A 21464-nucleotide genomic window follows, 5' to 3' on the forward strand; every position below is an offset into this window, starting at 1 on the left:
AGGAACTGCAGACTGCCGCGCATATGACGGCACAGTTCCCCTGTGACAAGGTGTCGATTACTTGGCATCGGTAGTTTTTTCGAACCTTGATGTGATAGGTTGACTCCGCAAGATTAATCAATTCCTCACAAGCTTCATGACGAAGACTTTCCTCCTGAAGAGCACGTTGAAGCTTGCGATTTTCGGCACGCAATGCAGCGAGTTCTTTCTCCAGTTCATTGAGAGACTCATCAGAGTCTTTTCTTAAAGAGGGTTGTTCTGTACTCATAACTTTATCATTTATATGATACTTATCAAGCCAAAGAATCAGCAAACGACGGCAAATACCCGTACGCTTGGCAAACTGATATTTCGTTTCGGAAGTCGATAAATACTCACGAATATACGACATTCGTTCAGATTCTGTGTAAGGAGTGTACTTCTTTTTTAATTCTTCCATGTGAATTTCGAATTTAAGAAGTGTCAACTTATTCAGTACACTACAAAACTATCGGTTACAAGGCAGGTCCCGCCCCGTAAGTACAGGGGTAATAAATAAAATAGCTTATCTGCCTGTGGTTAATACTATTCAGGCAATGAAACTTCATCTGTGATTTTTACTTGATTTGGGTATGCATCTCTACCATACCGTCTTTGCAGTGCGTTTATCTCTTCTTAGCTTTGCAGTGACAGCATTATTGCCGTCACAGTGCTGTCACCATGCTGCTGTCACGCCATTAACTTTTCATAATCAAACAGTTAAGCTACAATCTGTGACAGATGACAGCAAATTTATTTTTTTTATTTATTAGAGAGAGTATAAGTTCAACTTATAAATGCAATATTTCTTTTTTATTAATCGGACTTTAGATGCAAAGTTGCTTATTTATTCCGATAGAGTTGCGGACGGAAAGGAACATAAAGAGTGTAATTACTATCCGCCGGCTTTCCTCCCACCAATGCAGGTGACCATTTCGGCATTCCTTTGACAATGCGGAGAGCCTCCTCTGCAAATTCCGGATGAGTGGAACGTAGAATATGAGGACGAAGGATAACCCCTTCTTTATCAATAGTAAACTCACACAAAGCATAACCCGAAACATTCTTCTCCAAAAGCCCTGACGGATAAACCATTTCACTGGCAATATATTCTTCCGGAGTCATCGCAGAGAAATGAGCAGGTTCCTCCACCTGTCTTCCGGAAAGTGTCTTTGAACGGGGACCCACCGGATAAATTCCGATATACATCGGCCGCTTATAAGCATCCGGCTCTTCCTTGGTGCGCTGTTGCAATGCTTTTAATAAAGCAGCGGCCTCCACCGCCAATGTCTGTTCCGAAATATTCTCCCCCCGGGATAACATATAAGCCGACTGACAAACCAACACGAGACGTTCCATCAACGTTCCCTTTTCCGGCGACCATTTACGTCCCATCTGCTCTTTACCTTTGGCATCCGTAGAAGAGAAAAAATAAACAATTCCATCCAAACCAGCCGTAGAACCGTCCAAATCCTGTACCTGTTCTGTCACCAAACGAAAGATAGCCCCTAAAGACTGATATAGGGAAGCACTAATGACAACCGATTTAGTATCCACCGTCACCGTCCCCTTCTCTGCCTGCCAATAAGTACGCGATAATGTGTTCGAAACCAGGGTATAACGTCCATTCCTCTTCTCTACCGACATTGCATACTCCGGCGAAAAGGAAGGGATAGCTGCAAAACGCGCATAAGGCTGTTTCTGGAAGCCCGTATTAAGTAAAGAAAACACACTACGATAATATTCGCCTAACTCGCCTGTATAAGTGGAAAAAGGTTTCACCGGCTCCAAATAGTCAATCTGGGCCGCAAGGCGAAAAGAAAAGGTTAAAAGCAGAAGACAGAAAACAATCTTTTTCATAAGTTGCCGGATTTTCGGTACATATCGGCAACAAAGATACAAATTATTTCGATGGTTCGTGATAAAATTATATCTTTGCACGGTTTTTACTAAGAAACTGAATAACAATACATCGAAAATATGATAGCTAAGATTGAACAACTTCTGAAAGAGGTGGAAGCCTTACACGCCTCCAATGCCGAAGAACTCGAAGCTCTCCGCATCAAATACCTAAGTAAGAAGGGAGCCATTAACGACTTAATGGCAGATTTCCGTAATGTAGCTGCCGAACAGAAAAAAGAAGTCGGCATGAGACTGAATGAACTGAAAACAAAAGCGCAGGACAAAATCAACGCGCTGAAAGAAATGTTTGAAAGTCAGGACAACGATTGTGACGGACTGGATTTGACGCGTTCGGCTTATCCTGTGGAACTCGGTACACGCCACCCGCTCACCATTGTAAAGAACGAAATCATTGATATCTTTGCCCGTCTGGGATTCAGCATTGCCGAAGGTCCGGAAATTGAAGATGACTGGCACGTGTTCTCGGCACTGAACTTTGCCGAAGACCATCCGGCACGCGATATGCAGGACACTTTCTTTATCGAAGCTCACCCGGACGTAGTATTGCGTACACATACTTCTTCTGTACAGACCCGTGTGATGGAAACTTCACAGCCTCCTATCCGCATCATCTGTCCGGGACGTGTATATCGTAACGAAGCTATCAGCTATCGCGCACACTGTTTCTTCCATCAGGTAGAAGCGCTGTATGTAGATAAAAACGTATCATTCACCGACTTGAAGCAGGTATTGCTGCTCTTCGCCAAAGAAATGTTCGGTGCTGATACAAAGATCCGTCTGCGTCCGTCTTACTTCCCGTTTACCGAACCAAGTGCGGAAATGGATATCAGCTGTAATATCTGCGGCGGTAAAGGATGTCCGTTCTGTAAACACACCGGCTGGGTAGAAATCCTCGGTTGCGGTATGGTAGACCCGAGCGTACTTGAATCAAATGGTATAGACAGCAAAATATACAGCGGTTATGCCCTCGGTATGGGTATCGAGCGTATCACAAACCTGAAATATCAGGTGAAAGACCTCCGTATGTTCTCTGAAAACGATACACGCTTCCTAAAAGAATTCGAAGCGGCATATTAATAATGTGCTAAATTTACCAGTATGCCAATGTTCCCAATGAAACCGTCGGACGGTGATCGGGACATTGGCATATTCATCAACAGACCAATCAGGCCAACGGCGTTGGTTTCCAATCAATGCGAATCGGTCGATTGAACGATCATTCATTATGGCAAAGGATAGACTCATTACTCCCAGTTATTGTTTCATCTTGGCAGCCAACTTCCTGCTATACTTCGGTTTCTGGTTGCTGATTCCTGTTTTGCCGTTCTATTTATCCGAATTCTTCCAAGCTGGAAATTCCACTATCGGCATTGTCCTCTCCTGCTACACGGTGGCAGCTCTCTGTATCCGTCCATTTTCCGGTTATCTGCTCGACACGTTTGCCCGAAAACCTCTTTATCTGTTTGCTTACTTCATCTTTATGATGATGTTCGGCGGATATTTAATTGCCGGTTCCCTTACCTTATTTATTATATTCCGAATCATTCATGGCGTCTCTTTCGGAATGGTCACAGTAGGCGGAAACACGGTAGTAATAGACATTATGCCCTCTTCTCGGCGAGGGGAAGGCTTAGGTTATTACGGGCTTACCAACAATACAGCCATGTCCATCGGACCGATGTTCGGACTGTTTCTGCATGATGCGGGAGTTTCTTTTGCTACGATATTCTGCTATGCATTCGGTTCCTGTATTTTAGGTTTTCTATGCGCAAGTCTGGTTAAAACGCCCTACAAGCCTCCTGTGAAACGGGAACCGATCTCGCTCGACCGCTTTATCCTGATGAAAGGACTGCCTGCCGGACTTAGTCTGCTGTTACTTTCCATCCCTTACGGAATGACGACCAACTATGTTGCCATGTACGCCCGCCAAATAGGATTGAACACACAAACCGGATTCTTCTTCACCTTTATGGCAGTCGGTATGGCCATTTCGCGTATCTTTTCAGGAAAACTGGTGGATCGCGGAAAAATAACGCAAGTAATAGCTGCCGGATTATACCTGGTTGTTTTCAGCTTCTTCCTGCTTTCAACTTGTGTATATCTGATTCAATGGGATGATACAGCCTGTACCCTGCTGTTTTTTGGCATCGCATTATTAATGGGTGTCGGGTTTGGAATTATGTTTCCGGCATTTAACACGCTGTTTGTCAACCTCGCCCCCAACAGTCAGCGGGGAACAGCGACTTCCACCTACCTCACTTCCTGGGATGTAGGAATCGGTATCGGTATGCTGACGGGAGGATATATCGCAGAAATAAGTACATTTGATAAGGCCTATCTTTTCGGAGCCTGCCTGACGGTAGTTTCCGCCCTCTATTTCAGACTAAAAGTGACGCCTCATTACCATAAAAACAAGCTACGATGAGAAAGAAAGAACGTTATGAGAAAGTAATCGCCTGGTTTCAGGACAACATACCTGTAGCCGAAACCGAACTGCATTACAACAATCCGTATGAGTTGCTGATCGCTGTTATTCTTTCTGCACAATGTACGGACAAACGGGTGAATATCATCACTCCTCCTTTGTATAAAGATTTTCCGACTCCGGAAGCACTGGCTGCCACTACGCCGGAAGTGATTTTCGAATATATACGAAGCGTGTCTTATCCCAACAACAAAGCCAAACATCTGGTCGGTATGGCAAAGATGCTGGTGAATGACTTCAATAGCGAGGTGCCGGATAATCTGGAAGATCTGATAAAGTTGCCCGGTGTAGGAAGAAAGACTGCCAATGTGATCCAGTCGGTTGTATTCAAAAAAGCGGCAATGGCGGTAGATACACACGTGTTCCGTGTCAGCCACCGTATCGGACTGGTGCCGGACAGTTGCACCACCCCGTTCAGCGTGGAAAAAGAACTGGTGAAGAATATTCCGGAAAAGCTCATACCGATTGCCCATCACTGGCTCATCCTGCACGGCCGTTACGTTTGTCAGGCACGTACTCCCAAATGTGACACCTGTGGTTTGCAAATGATGTGCAAATATTTCTGTAACACCTATAAAGTTACAAAAGAGGAACCAAAAGCCAAGAATAAATAACGATTTAATAGCAAGGAACCGAAATAAATAGTAACTTTGCGGTCGTTCTAAAAGAAGAATTTTAAAAACACTTTTAAATAAAAATAGAGTATTATGCAGACAATTGACAAATTCAATTTTGCCGGTAAAAAGGCATTTGTTCGCGTGGACTTCAATGTACCCCTGGACGAAAACTTCAACATTACAGATGACACTCGTATGCGTGCAGCTCTTCCTACTTTGAAGAAGATTCTGGCAGACGGCGGAAGCATCATCATTGGCTCTCACCTGGGCCGTCCGAAAGGCGTTGCCGATAAATTCTCTTTGAAACATATCATCAAGCATCTGTCTGAATTGCTGGGCGTTGAAGTTCAGTTCGCTAACGACTGCATGGGCGAAGAAGCTGCTGTAAAAGCTGCTGCTCTGCAACCGGGAGAAGTGCTGTTGCTCGAAAACCTTCGTTTCTACGCTGAAGAAGAAGGTAAACCAAGAGGTTTGGCAGAAGATGCAACTGACGAAGAAAAAGCTGCTGCTAAGAAAGCAGTAAAAGAAAGCCAGAAAGAATTTACCAAGAAATTGGCTTCTTACGCTGACTGCTATGTAAACGACGCATTCGGTACTGCTCACCGTGCACACGCTTCTACAGCATTGATCGCTAAATATTTCGATGTAAACAACAAGATGTTCGGTTACTTGATGGAAAAAGAAGTGAAAGCTGTTGATAAAGTATTGAACGATATCAAACGTCCGTTCACTGCTATTATGGGCGGTTCTAAAGTTTCTTCTAAAATCGAAATCATCGAAAACCTGTTGAGCAAGGTAGACAACCTGATTATCGCCGGTGGTATGACTTATACATTTACTAAAGCTATGGGCGGCAAAATCGGTATCTCTATCTGTGAGGACGACAAACTTGACCTGGCTTTGGATTTGATGAAAAAAGCAAAAGAAAAAGGTGTAAACCTGGTATTGGCTGTTGACGCTAAGATTGCTGACGCATTCTCTAACGATGCAAATACTAAATTCTGTGCTGTTGACGAAATTCCTGACGGATGGGAAGGTCTTGATATCGGTCCTAAGACTGAAGAAATCTTCGCTAACGTTATCAAAGAATCTAAGACTATTCTTTGGAACGGTCCTACAGGCGTATTCGAATTTGACAACTTCACTCACGGCTCACGTGCAGTAGGTGAAGCAATCGTTGAAGCAACTAAGAACGGCGCATTCTCACTTGTTGGTGGTGGCGACTCTGTAGCTTGTGTTAACAAGTTTGGTTTGGCTAGCGGTGTATCTTATGTTTCAACTGGTGGTGGCGCATTGCTCGAAGCAATCGAAGGAAAAGTTCTTCCGGGTATCGCTGCTATTCAAGAATAAGATAATTGTTAAAATCACATAGTTAATTATTAGAAGGGCAGTTCTTTGTGAAAAGAGTTGCCCTTATTTATAAAAACAGAATTCCTCTTATTTATAAAAACGAGGTATGAAAAGACCGATACTATTCTTTTGGTTCATCCTTTTCTTCCTTTACTCTTGTCAGAGTAAGAAAGGAGATAGCTCTTTTTTACCTCTAACCGAACTGCAACCACTTACCCTGGGCATGATGCCTACACTGGACGGACTTCCTTTTCATATAGCCAAAACGCAAGGCATTTACGACTCATTAGGACTGGATTTGACCATTCTTTCATTCAACTCTGCCAACGACCGGGACGCTGCTTTCCAAACCCGGAAAATAGATGGCATGATTACTGACTATCCCAGTGCGGTAGCATTACAAGCTATTCATCATACTGATTTAGGATTCATCCTGAAGAATGATGGTTATTTCTGCTTCATTGTCTCCAAAGAAAGTAACATCAACCAACTGGAACAGCTCAAGGAAAAGAATATCGCCGTGTCGCGCAACACAGTTATCGAATATGCTACCGACCAGCTATTAAGCAAAGCCGGAATCAAGCATGCGGAAATAAACATGCCGGAAATCGGCCAGCTTCCTCTCCGTCTGCAAATGTTGCAGTACAATCAAATTGATGCCTCTTTCCTACCCGACCCTGCCGCATCCATCGCCATGAACAGTAAACATCGTTCATTGGTAAGTACGCAAGAGTTGGGTATCGATTTCACCGCTACCGCTTTTTCACGAAAAGCGCTCAACGAGAAGAGAGAAGAAATCGAGCTACTCATCACAGGATATAACCTGGGAGTAGATTACATAAAAATGCACCCGCAGAAAGAATGGGAGCAAGTATTGATAGAAATAGGTGTGCCCGAAAATCTGACAGGACTCGTCGCCCTCCCCAATTATCAAAAAGCAAAACGCCCCTCCGCTGAAGCGATAGACAAGGCTATACACTGGTTGAAAGAAAACCACCGAATACCCCAAACCTACTCTGAAAAGAATCTGATTGACACTACATTTATTCCCACAGTATCAACCATAATCAAAATCAAATAACAACTAACTCATGCGAAAAACACTACTCCAACTCTTAACCTTTGTATTATGCATTACAAGTATGCAAAATCCTCTCCTGGCACAGGAGCAGACACCATTAAATCAAGTTGTCAACACACTGAAAGAACGGATTAGTCTCTCCGGATATGCCCAACTGGGATACACTTATGACGATGCAGCGAATCCGGATAACACATTCGACATCAAACGAATCATTTTCATGGCACACGGAAAGATCACCAAACGGTGGACTTGTGATTTTATGTACGACTTCTACAACGGGGGCATGTTACTCGAAGTGTATACCGATTATCAGTTTCTCCCCGGACTTACGGCACGTATCGGTGAATTCAAGGTTCCTTATACCATAGAAAACGAATTGTCTCCTACTACAGTAGAACTTATCAATTGCTATTCACAATCTGTCTGCTATCTGGCAGGAGTAAGCGGCAGCGATAAATGTTACGGAATGACTTCCGGACGGGATATAGGTATGATGCTTCACGGGAAATTATTTCGTGACTTCCTACAATATAAAGTAGCTGTAATGAACGGACAGGGACTGAATACCAAAGACAAAAACAGTCAAAAAGATGTGGTCGGTAATCTGATGGTTAATCCGCTGAAATGGTTGTCCGTAGGTGGTTCGTTTATCCGCGGAACAGGACACGCCATAGCTGACTCTGAATATACCGGAATCAAAGTAGGAGAAAATTACGCTAAGAGACGCTGGAGTGCAGGAGGGGTTGTCACCACTTCCACTTTTAATCTGCGTACGGAATATCTTGCCGGAAAAGACAGGAATGTGAAAAGTGAAGGTTTCTATGCAACAGGAAGCGTGCGTTTTGCCCGGAATTTCGATTTCATCGCTTCGTTCGATTATTTCAACCCGAACAAAGCTGCAGATTTCAAACAAAATAACTATATTGCAGGCGTACAATACTGGTTTTATCCCAGATGCCGGTTACAGGCACAATACACCTTTTGTAATAAGAAAGGAGACGGACAAAAAGATTCCAACCTGATACAGGCACAGGTACAAGTGAGGTTTTAAATTCAAGGACTAAATTTAAGTATTAGGTATCAAGTATTAGAGCCGAAGCATCAGGGTTAAGTTCCAAGAGTAAAGTATCAAGGCTATAGTAAGTAGTACCTTAACAATAGGATTAAAGCAGTAGAGTTGAAGCAAGCCGAATCAAATAATTATAAAATATAAACCTTATTAATAACAGAACAAAAATCATGGAACACAAAATCGCCGAAACCAACGCCCGAATAGACGTGGCCGACGTATTAAGAGGATTGGCAGTAATGGGGATCATCCTCTTGCACAGCATCGAACACTTTAATTTCTATTCTTTCCCGGAAGAAGTCCCTTTTGAATGGATGAAATTTACCGATCAGGCTATCTGGAGAGGATTATTCTTCACATTCAGTAATAAAGCATACGCTGTATTTGCTTTGCTCTTCGGTTTCAGTTTCTATATTCAGGACAATAACCAACAACGGAGAGGGAAAGATTTCCGCCTGCGTTTTTTATGGAGATTATTCATCCTATTCATTATAGGACAATTCAATGCCGCTTTCTTTACCGGCGAAATATTAACCATGTATGCGATTTTAGGAATTATCCTGCCGATATTCTGCCGGATGAGTGACCGTACAGTTGCCATCTTTGCTACTTTATTAATCCTTCAACCTATCGACTGGGCAAAACTGATCTATGCCTTGTGCAATCCTGACTATGTGGCAGGTAAAAGTTTGGCAGGTTATTATTTCAGCATCGCTTTCGACGTACAAAAACATGGCAACTTCCTTGAAACAGTCCGCATGAATATGTGGGAAGGACAAATGGCTAACATGACCTGGGCTTTGGAACATGGACGTATCTTACAAACACCGGGATTATTCCTATTCGGAATGCTGGTTGGCCGCCGCAAATATTTCCTGTATAGCGAACAGAACGAACGCTTGTGGTTAAAAGCATTAGCCATTTCGCTTCTCTGCTTCTTCCCCATCTACGGATTGAACAATATGTTGCCGGAATTCATCGAACGGAGTGCCGTCCTTGTTCCTCTACAGTTGATATTAAGTTCATTCAGCAGCCTTAGTTTCATGGTATTACTGGTGACAGGATTACTGTTGACTTTCTACCGTGTGAAAGACCGCAGTTTCTTTATGCGTTTCACATCTTATGGTAAAATGAGTTTAACGAATTATCTCGGGCAATCCATTTTCGGTTCTCTTTTGTTCTATCATTGGGGATTCGAATTGGGACGATATTTAGGAATCACCTATAGCTTCCTTTTTGGCATCCTTTTTGTTCTATTACAAATGGTATTCTGTTCGTGGTGGCTCCGACACCATAAACATGGTCCTTTTGAGGGTCTCTGGAAACGTTTGACCTGGATTGGAAAAAATAAATAATTAAATAATGATGAACGAAAAAACGATTAATGAACAATACGCATATATACGTACCTTACTTGAAGAGAAAAGGCTCAAGGAAGCTCTGATGCAGTTGGAATCTCTGCTGTGGCAGTGTCCTGACTGGGATCTACGCACTCGCCTGGAACAATTGCAGACTTCCTACAAATATATGCTGGAATACATGAAACAGGGAGCAAATGACCCTGAACGATGGAATCTGTATCAGAAAATGGTATCAGACACGTGGGGAATTGCCGACCAATCACGTTTGCTCATATTGGATAACGCTTCATCAAGATACTATCATGAAGTACGACGTACTCCCAAATCGCCAGATTTGTCAAACTATGGTCTTAAAACCATATTACACATACTGGAGTCTTTTAATGACGACTTGGCAGTCAGCGGATTACTGTCTGACGAAAAGATGGATGAAGTATTAAAGCGGCATGAGGACACGCTCAAGTTTATGTTTATCAGAACATGGACAAACAGTGCCTGGACTCCCGAAGACGAGGAAGATGCAAAAGCCATGCTTGCCTCGGAATTACTTCCGGGAGACGACTTATGCTTATTTGTCAGTGCCCTCACATTGAGCTTGATGGAATGTTTCGACTTACGAAAAATAATGTGGTTGCTTGATGCTTACGAGCATCCCAACGTCAACGTCAGCCAACGGGCATTGGTTGGTGCGATGATTATTTTCCACATTTACAGAAGCCGCCTTACTTTCTATCCGGAACTGATAAAAAGGGTGGATCTCATGGAAGAAATTCCTTCATTCAGAGAAGATGTCGCTCGCATTTACCGCCAAATGCTATTATGTCAGGAAACGGAAAAGATTGACAAAAAAATGAGGGAGGAGATTATTCCCGAAATGCTGAAGAATGTTTCCTCCATGAAAAATATGCGGTTCGGCTTTGAAGAAAGCGATGAAGAGAACAACGACATGAATCCGGATTGGGAAGATGCATTCGAGAAATCCGGACTGGGGGATAAATTGCGTGAAATGAACGAATTGCAGTTGGAGGGTGCAGATGTATATATGAGTACTTTTGCGGCTTTGAAAAACTATCCGTTCTTCCGCGAGGTGCATAACTGGTTTTATCCATTCAGCAAGCAACAGTCTAATGTGCTCAAGGCAATGAAGCAGGCAGGAAATCAGGGAGGCAGTCTACTGGATTTAATTCTTCAATCGGGATTCTTCAGTAACAGTGATAAGTACTCTCTCTTTTTCACGATCCATCAATTGCCACAGTCACAACAGGATATGATGTTGAGCCAACTGAATGAACAACAGGTTGCAGAATTGGCGGAGAAATCGAATGTTGAGACGATGAAGAAATTCAATGAACGTCCGGGAACGGTCAGCAACCAGTACCTGCACGATTTGTATCGTTTCTTCAAACTTAGTGTGCGCAAGAGTGAATTCAGAGATATTTTTAAAGAGAAGCTCGATCTTCATCATGTCCCTGCACTCGACAATATATTGCACTGGGAAGATGTATTATTCCCCATTGCCGATTTCTACCTGTCAAAGGAACGTTGGGACGAGGCTATTGAAATTTATGAAGAGTTGGAAACGATTGGCGGATTCGAAGGAGAGAGTGCTGAATATTACCAGAAGTTTGGCTATGCATTGCAGAAAAGAAAGAAATATGCAGAAGCTATCCAGGCTTACCTGAAAGCAGACACGTTGAAACCGGATAATATCTGGAACAATCGCCATCTGGCTATTTGTTATCGGTTGAACAGAAATTACCAGGTAGCAATCACCTATTATAAGAAGGTAGAAGAAGCTGCTCCGGAAGATACCAATGTGACTTTCCATATCGGTAGCTGTCTGGCCGAATTGGGGCAATATGAAGAAGCACTGAATTATTTCTTCAAACTGGATTTCATCGAGAACAACTGTATTAAGGCATGGCGTGGTATCGGATGGTGTTCATTTATCAGCCAGAAACATGAACAGGCGATGAAGTATTATGAAAAAATAATAGAACAAAAGCCTCTGGCTATTGACTATATGAATGCAGGACATGTTGCCTGGGTGATGGGAGATATTCAGAAAGCGTCCGTTTTCTATGGAAAAGCCATTACGGCTAGTGGAAACCGGGAACGATTCCTGGAAATGTTCCATAAAGATGAAGAAGCTCTTCTCACACAAGGAATTCGGGAAGAAGATATTCCTCTGATGTTGGATTTATTATAGTCTTCCACATCTTTCAGTTTGGGATATTCAGTAAATGTTCCTGCTTAAAAATACAGAAAAAGGCTGCCTCATTTTCTATTTTGAGGTAGCCTTTGTGCATTATTGGACTAAGTATATCTTATGTATTTCATGTAATCAATAAGTTTATTACACTGATATATTCAGATATATTCAAGATACTTACTACAGCTTTTTCAACTCTCCGTACAGTTTCTGTATGGGAAGCCCCATAATATTATAGAAACTACCGGAAATTGATTTAACCCCGATATACCCGATCCACTCCTGAACGCCATAAGCTCCTGCCTTATCCATTGGCTGATAACGATCTACGTAATACAGGATTTCATCTTCCGACAAGACATCAAACAGCACTTCGGAGGAAGCGGTAAAGCTTTTTTGCCACTCAGTAGTAGTCAGGCAAACCCCTGTGAAAACCTGATGAGATTTTCCCGAGAGAGCGCGAAGCATTTCAATGGCTCCTTCCCTACCCTCCGGTTTCCCAAGTACTTTCCCATCTAACCAGACTATGGTATCTGCCGTAATCAATAATTCTCCCGACCTCATCATGGTACGGTAGGCATCCGCCTTTTCACGGGCAATATATTCAGGTATTTCAGCACCTACCAATGTATCCGGGTATGACTCGTCTACATCCGGCAATGTTCTGACTACATAGTCTACTCCTAGTCCCGACATCAGTTCTTTCCGACGGGGAGAATTGGAAGCTAATATAATCTGATATTTATTTAAGTTATCAAGCATGGTTTTATTCGTTATTAAACAACGATTATTTATGATTAAGTTACCAACCGAAGGCGTCTTCCACCATCCATAGACCGTGAGCCTTCAGCACCTGCTCCACTACATCACGTCCGCATCCACGACCACCGTCTGCATAAGAAATATACTTTGCAACGGATTTCACTTCCGGCACGGCATCTTTCGGGCAGCATGGCAGTCCGCACTCACACATCACTTCAATATCCGGCACGTCATCACCCATATATAGAATTTCATCATCGGTCAATCCGTACTTATCACGAAAAGCACGATAATCGTGTATCTTCACAGCAGACCCCATGTATAAATCCTTCACTCCCAGTCCCTCAAAACGGATACGTACCGCTTCTGTCCGGCCACCGGTGATGATAGCTATGTGAAGTCCTTTTTTCACAGCCAACTGGATGGCGTACCCATCTTTGATATTCACCGTGCGCATCGGTTCTCCGGAAGGATGCAAAGGTACGGTTGTCGAACTCAATACTCCGTCCACATCAAAAGCTAAAGCTTTGATACGGGATAAATCATAATTGATGGTGCTCATGGATACTTTTGCTCATTAGTTTATATATTTCCTGCAATGCCGGAGAATCTACCAACATGGCAAGATGATTACTCATCACATTCTCATCGTAACGAACAGCGGGTCCGGTCTGTGCATCACGTGGCGCCAATTCGTGGACTTTACGTGCTGTTTCATCTATCAGCGGAAGCATGACATCGAAAGGCAAGTTGTATTTTTCAAGCAAATCAGCTGCTAATGCATACATGTGATTGGTGAAGTTACAGATAAAAACAGCAGCCAAATGAAGGCTCTTACGTTGCTCGGAAGAAGCCTCGTAGACCTTTTCCGAAAGTGTGGCGGCAACAGCCTTCAACAATTCCACGTCTTCCGGCCTTTTCGCTTCAACAAAGAAAGGCACTTCCTGAAATTTAACTTCACGTTGTTTGCTGAATGTCTGCATCGGATAAAATACTCCGTAACGTTCTGCATGCCCTTCCCAAACGCTCATCGGAATGCTTCCTGCCGTATGCACCAACAAAGACGCTTGCTTTCCTTCTGTTATCTGCGGTAACAAATCTACTAAAGCATCATCTTTCAACGATACGATATACAATTTTGCATCTTTGGAGACTGCCTGTAAATCTGTTGTATATTCAGCTTCTACTTTCTCGGCTAAGGTACGGGCAGATTCCATAGTCCGGCTATATACCTGTACAATGCGGAAACCTTTACGATAAAGAGCTTTCGCCAGATTAGTAGCCAAGTTACCTGCACCGATAAACACGATCGGTGTATCTTCTATACTTCTTTTCATTATTCTCTTATCGTTTTGCAAACCAGAATAAAACGATTCCGATGATGAGCAGTGTCAATGGCAACAGATATCCGGATAACGAACCCAATAAGGACATGACCAAACCGATATTCATCACTAGCCAAAGCCCAAGCAACACAAAACCAATTGATTTATCGCGTTTGAAAATAAGGAAACAGATCGAGGCGTACAATAGCATATTGTCCTTATTCATCACCCAGGGTAGCCCAATGGAAGAAAAATGAATCAGCTTATCGATCAGAAAAAGTGCTCCGATTACAATAAAGGTAACAGCAGTAGCCAGATAGGTATCTTTACTATTATTCGCTTTAGCAGCTCCCATACTTATTTTCCTCCGAACTTGTTAATATGAATTTTCTCCCATTGAAGATGTTCTTCATTGAAAGGTTTACGTTCCATCCCTTTATGTCCGATAGCAATGACAGAAAGAATCTGAAGTTGCAAGGGAATATCCAAAATTCCATGGACAAATTCATCGGAAGGCATTCCGGTGGCAGTGAAACGTTCGCGAACCTGCACCCAACAACTTCCCAAGCCAAGATCTTCAGCCTGCAACTGTATCATGATGGAAGCAATGGAAGCGTCTTCAATCCAAACATCACTGGCCAACGGATCGGCCATTACAACAATCGCCAAAGCTGCATCGGCAATGAACGAAGAAGCCTGTTCTTTGCAATGAGACAATTCTTTCAATACCTCTTTATCATCAACCACTACAAACTGCCAACTATTACTACGTTTGGAAGAAGGGGACATCAAAGCTGCTTTCATCAACGCAACTACCTGATCTTGTGTCAATTCTTCATCGGTGAACTTCCGCATACTACGACGGTTCTTTATTAATTCACTGAAATTTTCCATATTATTTCCGGTTTCATTTGATTAATGTATGCAAAGATAATGCAAACCGAGCGTAATAGGAAATAAAAGTTTATACTAAATGAAGAATATATTGTATCTTTGCACAGAGAAATAATTTCATTATGAAAAAGCGAATTACACAAGACGATTACATTAAAGCGAATCGTAAAGCTAGCCGTGAGGCAGAAATAGAGATGTACGGGCACCCTATTTGTCACCAACGAGTGCACCAGTCAAAGAAAGTATATAACCGCAGAAAGATAAAGGCAGCCGATAAAAAGCTGCCTTATTTTTTGTCATCAAGATAGCGTCACTATATTTAGAGGAATTAAAAAGATAGTTTATTATACAATCCGTGTTAATTCTCCAGTTGTAGAATCGATAATAAATCCGTAAACTGTCACATCTGAAGGAATCAAAGGATGACGCACGATAAAATCGACTGTTCCCCTCACGGACTTTTCCGTATCTTCGAAGCCATCCAGCCAGACATGAAAATCAACTCCGCAGAAGCGCATCATGTCAATATAATCCGGATTTATCCCCCGCGCCGTCATCTTTTCAAGCATCGTTTCACTATGCATGTGACAAGCTCCACAATCAGAATGAGCAATCACCATTATCTCCTCCACACCCAGTTCAAAGATAGCTACGAGTAAACTCCGGATCACGCTACCAAAAGGATGGGAAATAACGCCACCTGCATTCTTTATCATTTTTACATCGCCATTCTTAATTCCTAATGCGGCTGGAAGCAAAGCTGTCAGTCGGGTGTCCATACAGGAAAGAATAGCTATTTTCTTATCGGGATATTTATTGGTAATATACGATTCGTATCCCTTGTTCTCAACAAATTGCTTGTTGTAAGCTAAAATTTCTTCTATCATAGTTCCGCTTAAATTATAAAGCTCTGTTTGATGATACAAAGATATAGAAAAAAGGGACATATCATCACGACATATCCCCTCTTTAATCTAAATTTAATCTGTAAGAGTACTAATACCCATTGTTTCCATATTCTTCTGCATTATCAATCTGACTCAAGAAGTTAAAAGAAATCGGACGCAAATAATGCTTGTTTTCATCAAAATTTTCAGCTGCACGAGGATTACCAACAGCAAGACGTTGTTTAAAAGAATCTTTGTGACGCTTCATCAATACCCAACGTTGATATTCTCCACATAATTCACGAGCATATTCGTCCATAACATCATTCTGTGTAGCATTACTCAATTTCATAGCATTGTAAGATGCATCATTGCGAGCGGCACGCTTTTTCAGTACATTTAAATATTCAGCAGCTTTTCCGCCATTTCCTAATTGTTGGTTAGCTTCAGCTGCAATCAGATATACTTCAGCCATACGCATAATGAACACATCACCTGTCTTACGTTGCAAATTGCTACTATATGAATTTTCCGACAACCAATTGTATTTGTTGAAACCAGGGTACATATTTTTGTCATTAGTGACTTTTATATCTGTTTTACGATATTGTCCGTTATCAAACAAATCATCAATATTGATTACATAATATCTACGTTTCGCTTTCTCCGCATCCGAAAGTCTTTCCTTTGATAAGTAGAAACAGATTCTATCATCATCTTCAGCTACAGGGTAAGGTATCACATAGGGGTTCTTCACTTCCTGCAATTTGGAAGGATCACCGCTATTTTCACCTTTCGGCCAAACCTTGGCTATCATTTTGGGCGCCCAAGTTCCATCATAATATGTATAATTCAAATCACCATAAGGATAAATATACTCATTATGGAATTTTGCATCCAATCCATAAGTATCGATTATATTTTGAGTAAGAATTGTAAATGAACTAATATTATCATTTACGCCATGTTTTGTTCCAATTTTTGGTTTTGTACCATCATCCAATGTCTGCTTCTTATTAGTAAATAAATAACTACCTCCTGACTGTACGGCAGAAAACTGTACAAAAGCCGTAGTAAAGGTTACTTCCCACCGCTTATCATAATCAGCATCAAAACAATCCAGCAAATATTTGGAAGGTGCCAACGTATTATTATTAGTACGTCCATACCAATAATTTTGATTATCCGGAGTAGGATAAATAGTGAGAGTATTTGGCTTTGGATACATATAAGTAAAGTTGTTATTACATTGTGTTCCAGCATTCCAGTTCTCCAAATTCGTAGCATCCGGACCGGCAGCAATAAATAAAGCTTCTTTATTATTTCGATTATTTGCCGGAGCCCAAACATCTTCCACATCATCATACAGACAGTCACCATACGCTAAAATCATGTCCTCTGCCACTTCTTTAGCACGTTGCCAATAAGATACTCCCTCTTCTGTCAGCCCATATTCGCCACCACCTTGAGCATAAACGCGAGCCAAAAGTCCTAACGCGGTTTTCTTAGTCACACGCGCACGATTATTATCATAAGGAGTATCTTCAAGATTATTGGCCGCAAATTTCAAATCATCAATTATCTGCGTATATAGTTCTTCAATAGAGTTACGCTGCGGAGTCAAAATAGGATCTTGAGACGATTCTTCCAATGTTAACGTTACATTTCCATACGTATTCACCAATATGGAATAATAAAACGCACGAAGACAGCGGGCTTCAGCCACTAAAGTCGTTATATCTTTTTCATTGCCATCCGTTAGTAATTCAGCCCTGTTTACTACTGCATTACAATTACCGATCATAGAATAAGCCTGACCGAATAATTTATTTGTAGCATTCGTATTCGTAGCTAAACCATCATAATAAATCACCTGCTTGGCATAATCCGGATTACCGGCAGGAGTTATCCAACAGTCCGTACCACCTTCAGCCACAGACAAGAAATCATAGACACTGAATAACTGCCCGTAAAGTGATGAATAACAATAAGACTGTAATCCTTTAAGCCCATCGAACGTTGCAAGAATTTCATCTCCTGTTTTTTGGCTTGGATTATACTCATCAAGCGAGCAGGCAGACATTGAAGCCACAGCGAATGTAAGCGCTGCTATTTTATAGATTGTACTTTTCATTTCAATACTTTTTTTAGTGAAAAACTAGAATGTAACATTTACACCAAATACAAATTGTTTGGTCAATGGGTACTTCAGAGAACCATTCATTTCCGGATCATAATCTTTCAGCAAATGGCTTTTCGCAAATACAAACGGATTTGTAATGGTAGCATAGAAACGACACTTCTCTATACCGGCTGATTTTAAGATAGATTTCGGCAGACTATATCCCAATGTAATGTTCTTAATCTTTATAAACGAACCGTCTACATAGCGTAATGCGTAATATCCTGTATATTGTTCGAGACCTTTATTAGCATTGGCGGCAGGAAAATCATTTGAAGGGTTGTTTTCAGTCCAATAATTGAAATAGGTCGGGAAGTTACGTATACCCTTCGGGTCATAAGACGTCAACATATCATAAGCAAACATCTGTCCGTAACGTGCATAAACAAACACACTTAAATCAAAATCCTTCCAGGTAAAATTATTCTGGAATCCTAAAGACCAATCCGGAGAGTTGTGACCCAGAATTTGATAATCTGCATCACTTGGAGTATATTTATTATCAGAAGTGTAATAAATAACATTACCATTTTCATCCACAGCAGCACTACCCGTTTCTTCATCTATTTTATAGAATCTACCATCAGATTCTTTTACTAAATTAGGTATATTGATTTTCAAATCACCAGGTGCAGCACCAAATACCGCCGCATCAGTTTCCTCACCTTTTTGCCATACACCATCCAACTTATAATGATAATAAGAGTTAATAGCTTCTCCCAATGCCAATGCATAACCGGTGTCACCATTATTAAGCACATCTGAGTCTCCACCGGACAATTTGGTTATTTTCTCTTTATTATGATTGAAAGTTACACTTGAACTCCAGGTAAAGTTCTTTGTTATAATATTACGTGTATTAAGAGCCAACTCAAAACCTTTATTGCTAGTCTCACACATATTTAAATTAGTAGTATAATTCGCTTTAGGTCCACCATCCGGGGAGAATGCTCCATTAATAACAGGAAGTGCCTTGTTCCATATAACATCTTTTGTTTTTGTATTATAATATTCCATACTGACATCAATGCGATTATTTAAGAATGCAGCGTCAATACCAATATTCGTGTTATACGACTTTTCCCATGTAAGCAAATAGTTCGGAATATTCTGTGAGAATTTATAAATCGGCGTCAGAACACCTCCTAATATCATATTTACAGCAGTAGCATCCAATGATGCAGCAGACGAATACGGATCAATCCCCGCTGTACTACCCGTAACACCATATCCGAAGCGAATTTTCAGATTACTCAACCAGTTAGTCGTACTCTCCATAAATTTTTCATCAGAGATTCTCCATCCCAAAGAAAAAGCCGGGAAAGTATCCCATTTATTACCTTCTGCCAGTCTGGAAGAGCCGTCATGGCGGACAGATGCAGCAAATAAATACCTACCCATATATGAATAGTTCAAACGGCCGACATATCCCATCCCCTTAGACATACTATAAGAAGTACTTCCCGAAGTTGAGGAATTACCATCAAGAATATTATGCCATAAGAATTTATTATCAGAAACACCTTTTTGATACAAAGTAGTGACATCGCTACGATTGTGGTTCCACGATGTAACTGCAGTAAGAGTTATATCATGCACTTTCTTAATCTGGAAATTATAAGTAAGTATATTTTCCCACTTATAATTATACGAACGGTTGTCCTTAACTTGTGCCTTAATGCCGTCTGCCGTTTGATTTGCCTTATACCATTGAACAGACCCCTCTCCTGTGAAAGTGTTACTACGTGAATATCCCAAATTAGCACCAGCACGAGTAATAAAAGTCAGCCCTTTAAGAGGAGTGATTTCCAAGTAAGGATTAAAATAAACCTTAAGGTTTTGAGCCTGATTGCGGTACAAACTTTTATCCTCATTTAAAAGATAATTATATACTGTAGATGAAGGATCGGCAACAGGTTGCGGATTGATGCTTCCATCTTCATTATACAAGGATCCAAGAGGATTTGACGCCATCAAAGTCTGTAAATCAGAATCAGCTTTATTTTGATGTACATAAGACAGTTGAGCATCAATGCCCACCTTCATCCACTTTTTAATCTTATGATCTACCCGGATTTTAGATGAATAAAGTTTATAACTATCTTGTGCAAACTGCCCATCCTCATTAGAGAAGTTCAGAGAAAAATATGCCTTTGTCTTTTCCGTTCCACCAGCCACAGAAACAGAATAATTCTGTGTTACACTGGTTTTCAACAAAGCATCCACCCAATCTATATATTGGCCATTTTGATGTGCATTCCATTCAGCATCAGTAGTAAACAGATTTTTATCATCAGCAACCGAGCTCCAACGTCCATCGCCAGCACCAACAGATGCATCTCTCAAGGTTTGTATATAACTTTCTCCACTACGCATCTCCGGAGTCCTTGACCAGCCGTTTACACCTACGTATGCATTAAAATTAACAATTGCTTTGCCTTCCTTACCACCTTTAGTAGTAATTAAAATAACACCGTTCGCACCACTTGAACCATAAATAGCTGTCGAAGAAGCATCTTTTAAAACTTCAATGCTTTCAATATCATTCGGATTCAATGTAGAATAATCCCCCGGCATACCATCAATTATAAATAAAGGATTTCCGGAATCCTTCTGGAATGACCGGTTACCACGCAACTGCATCTTTACTCCCGAACCGGCCTGTCCCGATTCACGCGTAATATCCAATCCTGCCACCTTACCTTGTAAAGCCTGCATCGGATTTGAACTTGGATTCATCACTACATCTTCACTTTTTACAGAAGTGATAGCTCCTGTCAAATCGCGTTTTTTCATCGTACCGTAACCCACAACAACTACTTCATCCAATGCCTGTGTGTCCGAAACCATTTTCACATTGACCGGTCCGTTGCCCGTCACAGTCACCGTTTGTTCTTTGTAACCGATATAAGAAATGACCAGTTCTTTTCTTCCCGCCGGAAGATCGATAGAGAAGTTACCGTTAAAATCGGTAATCGTACCTGTACTTGTTCCTTTCACAACGATAGAAACTCCAATCAGCGGCTCCCCGCTTTCATCGATGATAGTTCCTTTCACAGTTTTCGTTTGTGTGACAACTTGCACCATAGTATTAGAAACTCCATCTTCTGCATAAACAGCGTATGACAGAGGGGCAGCCAATAAAGACAACCCTAAAATCATGGAAGCGCGTCTATGATGATTCTTCCATGCTTCAACAAATGCATTACATCTCATTCGTTCTAATTTAAAGTTAATATTAATTCTCGTTGTTTTGCAAAAACTATTCGATTATAATCTTAATTAAAGACGAATC

The 21464-nt window shown here is 41.4% G+C and carries 19 protein-coding genes; 9 read left to right on the forward strand and 10 right to left on the reverse strand.

Going from position 1 to position 21464, the window contains the following annotated elements:
* Together HMPREF9010_RS26360 and HMPREF9010_RS12650 are read right to left on the reverse strand one after the other, a co-directional pair.
* The coding region (locus HMPREF9010_RS26360; RefSeq protein WP_008648862.1) for a hypothetical protein at positions 1 to 439 on the reverse strand (439 nt) is incomplete at its 3' end.
* Between the two features lie 422 nt (positions 440 to 861).
* Positions 862 to 1878, reverse strand: coding sequence for an energy transducer TonB (locus HMPREF9010_RS12650; RefSeq protein ID WP_004300861.1), 1017 nt, complete (start codon positions 1876 to 1878; stop codon positions 862 to 864).
* Positions 1879 to 1998: 120 nt separating this feature from the next.
* Between HMPREF9010_RS12650 and pheS the strand changes: the two genes are divergently transcribed.
* The 8 genes from pheS (at position 1999) to HMPREF9010_RS12610 (ending at position 12116) form a co-directional block, all read left to right on the forward strand.
* Positions 1999 to 3018: a phenylalanine--tRNA ligase subunit alpha gene (pheS, locus tag HMPREF9010_RS12645; protein ID WP_008648865.1), complete on the forward strand. Its 1020-nt coding sequence runs from the start codon at positions 1999 to 2001 to the stop codon at positions 3016 to 3018.
* A 148-nt stretch (positions 3019 to 3166) separates the two neighbouring features.
* On the forward strand, positions 3167 to 4366 hold the full coding sequence (locus tag HMPREF9010_RS12640) for an MFS transporter (protein ID WP_008648869.1): 1200 nt from the start codon (positions 3167 to 3169) through the stop codon (positions 4364 to 4366).
* Positions 4363 to 5040 (forward strand): endonuclease III, encoded by a 678-nt coding sequence (gene nth, locus HMPREF9010_RS12635; RefSeq protein WP_004300865.1) that lies wholly within the window; start codon positions 4363 to 4365, stop codon positions 5038 to 5040. The genes HMPREF9010_RS12640 and nth overlap by 4 nt, the downstream gene beginning before the upstream one ends.
* Before the next feature lie 93 nt (positions 5041 to 5133).
* Positions 5134 to 6393 (forward strand): phosphoglycerate kinase, encoded by a 1260-nt coding sequence (locus HMPREF9010_RS12630; protein WP_004300866.1) that lies wholly within the window; start codon positions 5134 to 5136, stop codon positions 6391 to 6393.
* A gap of 106 nt (positions 6394 to 6499) precedes the next feature.
* Entirely contained in the window at positions 6500 to 7474 is a 975-nt protein-coding gene (locus HMPREF9010_RS12625) for an ABC transporter substrate-binding protein (protein ID WP_008648870.1), read from the forward strand.
* Positions 7475 to 7484: 10 nt separating this feature from the next.
* A complete protein-coding gene (locus HMPREF9010_RS12620) occupies positions 7485 to 8528 on the forward strand; it encodes a porin (RefSeq protein WP_032852552.1) in 1044 nt (347 codons plus the stop codon).
* Positions 8529 to 8716: 188 nt separating this feature from the next.
* Positions 8717 to 9901: a DUF418 domain-containing protein gene (locus HMPREF9010_RS12615; protein WP_004304398.1), complete on the forward strand. Its 1185-nt coding sequence runs from the start codon at positions 8717 to 8719 to the stop codon at positions 9899 to 9901.
* Between the two features lie 7 nt (positions 9902 to 9908).
* Positions 9909 to 12116 (forward strand): tetratricopeptide repeat protein, encoded by a 2208-nt coding sequence (locus HMPREF9010_RS12610; RefSeq protein ID WP_004300870.1) that lies wholly within the window; start codon positions 9909 to 9911, stop codon positions 12114 to 12116.
* A 183-nt stretch (positions 12117 to 12299) separates the two neighbouring features.
* Here HMPREF9010_RS12610 and HMPREF9010_RS12605 read toward each other — a convergent pair whose 3' ends face one another.
* The 5 genes from HMPREF9010_RS12605 to HMPREF9010_RS12585 are packed head-to-tail and all read right to left on the reverse strand — an operon-like array spanning position 12300 to position 15100.
* Positions 12300 to 12881: a Maf-like protein gene (locus tag HMPREF9010_RS12605; protein ID WP_008648874.1), complete on the reverse strand. Its 582-nt coding sequence runs from the start codon at positions 12879 to 12881 to the stop codon at positions 12300 to 12302.
* A gap of 40 nt (positions 12882 to 12921) precedes the next feature.
* Entirely contained in the window at positions 12922 to 13443 is a 522-nt protein-coding gene (locus tag HMPREF9010_RS12600) for a KdsC family phosphatase (RefSeq protein WP_004300872.1), read from the reverse strand.
* Positions 13424 to 14218: a Rossmann-like and DUF2520 domain-containing protein gene (locus HMPREF9010_RS12595; protein WP_004311403.1), complete on the reverse strand. Its 795-nt coding sequence runs from the start codon at positions 14216 to 14218 to the stop codon at positions 13424 to 13426. The genes HMPREF9010_RS12600 and HMPREF9010_RS12595 overlap by 20 nt, the downstream gene beginning before the upstream one ends.
* A gap of 7 nt (positions 14219 to 14225) precedes the next feature.
* Positions 14226 to 14561: a hypothetical protein gene (locus tag HMPREF9010_RS12590; protein ID WP_004300874.1), complete on the reverse strand. Its 336-nt coding sequence runs from the start codon at positions 14559 to 14561 to the stop codon at positions 14226 to 14228.
* A gap of 2 nt (positions 14562 to 14563) precedes the next feature.
* The gene (locus tag HMPREF9010_RS12585) at positions 14564 to 15100 is read right to left on the reverse strand and encodes a nitroreductase family protein (RefSeq protein ID WP_004327009.1); all 537 of its coding nucleotides are present in this window, start codon (positions 15098 to 15100) and stop codon (positions 14564 to 14566) included.
* A 122-nt stretch (positions 15101 to 15222) separates the two neighbouring features.
* Between HMPREF9010_RS12585 and HMPREF9010_RS12580 the strand changes: the two genes are divergently transcribed.
* Entirely contained in the window at positions 15223 to 15408 is a 186-nt protein-coding gene (locus HMPREF9010_RS12580; RefSeq protein WP_008648878.1) for a hypothetical protein, read from the forward strand.
* Between the two features lie 36 nt (positions 15409 to 15444).
* On the opposite strand, the gene HMPREF9010_RS12575 is transcribed toward HMPREF9010_RS12580, so the two are convergent.
* From HMPREF9010_RS12575 to HMPREF9010_RS12565, 3 genes are all read right to left on the reverse strand, one after another.
* Entirely contained in the window at positions 15445 to 15987 is a 543-nt protein-coding gene (locus HMPREF9010_RS12575) for a beta-class carbonic anhydrase (protein ID WP_008648880.1), read from the reverse strand.
* A gap of 109 nt (positions 15988 to 16096) precedes the next feature.
* Entirely contained in the window at positions 16097 to 18121 is a 2025-nt protein-coding gene (locus tag HMPREF9010_RS12570) for a RagB/SusD family nutrient uptake outer membrane protein (RefSeq protein WP_008648881.1), read from the reverse strand.
* Between the two features lie 24 nt (positions 18122 to 18145).
* Positions 18146 to 21385, reverse strand: a complete 3240-nt coding sequence (locus tag HMPREF9010_RS12565; RefSeq protein WP_004300879.1) for a SusC/RagA family TonB-linked outer membrane protein — start codon at positions 21383 to 21385, stop codon at positions 18146 to 18148.
* Positions 21386 to 21464 lie beyond the last annotated feature (79 nt).

Source organism: Bacteroides sp. 3_1_23 (genome assembly GCF_000162555.1).
Lineage (GTDB): Bacteria > Bacteroidota > Bacteroidia > Bacteroidales > Bacteroidaceae > Bacteroides > Bacteroides ovatus.

Bases quoted from the DNA above. Each gene is read 5' to 3' on its own strand.
- HMPREF9010_RS12650 (WP_004300861.1), bottom strand. From the start codon at position 1,878: ATGAAAAAGATTGTTTTCTGTCTTCTGCTTTTAACCTTTTCTTTTCGC.
- pheS (WP_008648865.1), top strand. From the start codon at position 1,999: ATGATAGCTAAGATTGAACAACTTCTGAAAGAGGTGGAAGCCTTACAC.
- HMPREF9010_RS12640 (WP_008648869.1), top strand. From the start codon at position 3,167: ATGGCAAAGGATAGACTCATTACTCCCAGTTATTGTTTCATCTTGGCA.
- nth (WP_004300865.1), top strand. From the start codon at position 4,363: ATGAGAAAGAAAGAACGTTATGAGAAAGTAATCGCCTGGTTTCAGGAC.
- HMPREF9010_RS12630 (WP_004300866.1), top strand. From the start codon at position 5,134: ATGCAGACAATTGACAAATTCAATTTTGCCGGTAAAAAGGCATTTGTT.
- HMPREF9010_RS12625 (WP_008648870.1), top strand. From the start codon at position 6,500: ATGAAAAGACCGATACTATTCTTTTGGTTCATCCTTTTCTTCCTTTAC.
- HMPREF9010_RS12620 (WP_032852552.1), top strand. From the start codon at position 7,485: ATGCGAAAAACACTACTCCAACTCTTAACCTTTGTATTATGCATTACA.
- HMPREF9010_RS12615 (WP_004304398.1), top strand. From the start codon at position 8,717: ATGGAACACAAAATCGCCGAAACCAACGCCCGAATAGACGTGGCCGAC.
- HMPREF9010_RS12610 (WP_004300870.1), top strand. From the start codon at position 9,909: ATGATGAACGAAAAAACGATTAATGAACAATACGCATATATACGTACC.
- HMPREF9010_RS12605 (WP_008648874.1), bottom strand. From the start codon at position 12,881: ATGCTTGATAACTTAAATAAATATCAGATTATATTAGCTTCCAATTCT.
- HMPREF9010_RS12600 (WP_004300872.1), bottom strand. From the start codon at position 13,443: ATGAGCACCATCAATTATGATTTATCCCGTATCAAAGCTTTAGCTTTT.
- HMPREF9010_RS12595 (WP_004311403.1), bottom strand. From the start codon at position 14,218: ATGAAAAGAAGTATAGAAGATACACCGATCGTGTTTATCGGTGCAGGT.
- HMPREF9010_RS12590 (WP_004300874.1), bottom strand. From the start codon at position 14,561: ATGGGAGCTGCTAAAGCGAATAATAGTAAAGATACCTATCTGGCTACT.
- HMPREF9010_RS12585 (WP_004327009.1), bottom strand. From the start codon at position 15,100: ATGGAAAATTTCAGTGAATTAATAAAGAACCGTCGTAGTATGCGGAAG.
- HMPREF9010_RS12580 (WP_008648878.1), top strand. From the start codon at position 15,223: ATGAAAAAGCGAATTACACAAGACGATTACATTAAAGCGAATCGTAAA.
- HMPREF9010_RS12575 (WP_008648880.1), bottom strand. From the start codon at position 15,987: ATGATAGAAGAAATTTTAGCTTACAACAAGCAATTTGTTGAGAACAAG.
- HMPREF9010_RS12570 (WP_008648881.1), bottom strand. From the start codon at position 18,121: ATGAAAAGTACAATCTATAAAATAGCAGCGCTTACATTCGCTGTGGCT.
- HMPREF9010_RS12565 (WP_004300879.1), bottom strand. From the start codon at position 21,385: ATGAGATGTAATGCATTTGTTGAAGCATGGAAGAATCATCATAGACGC.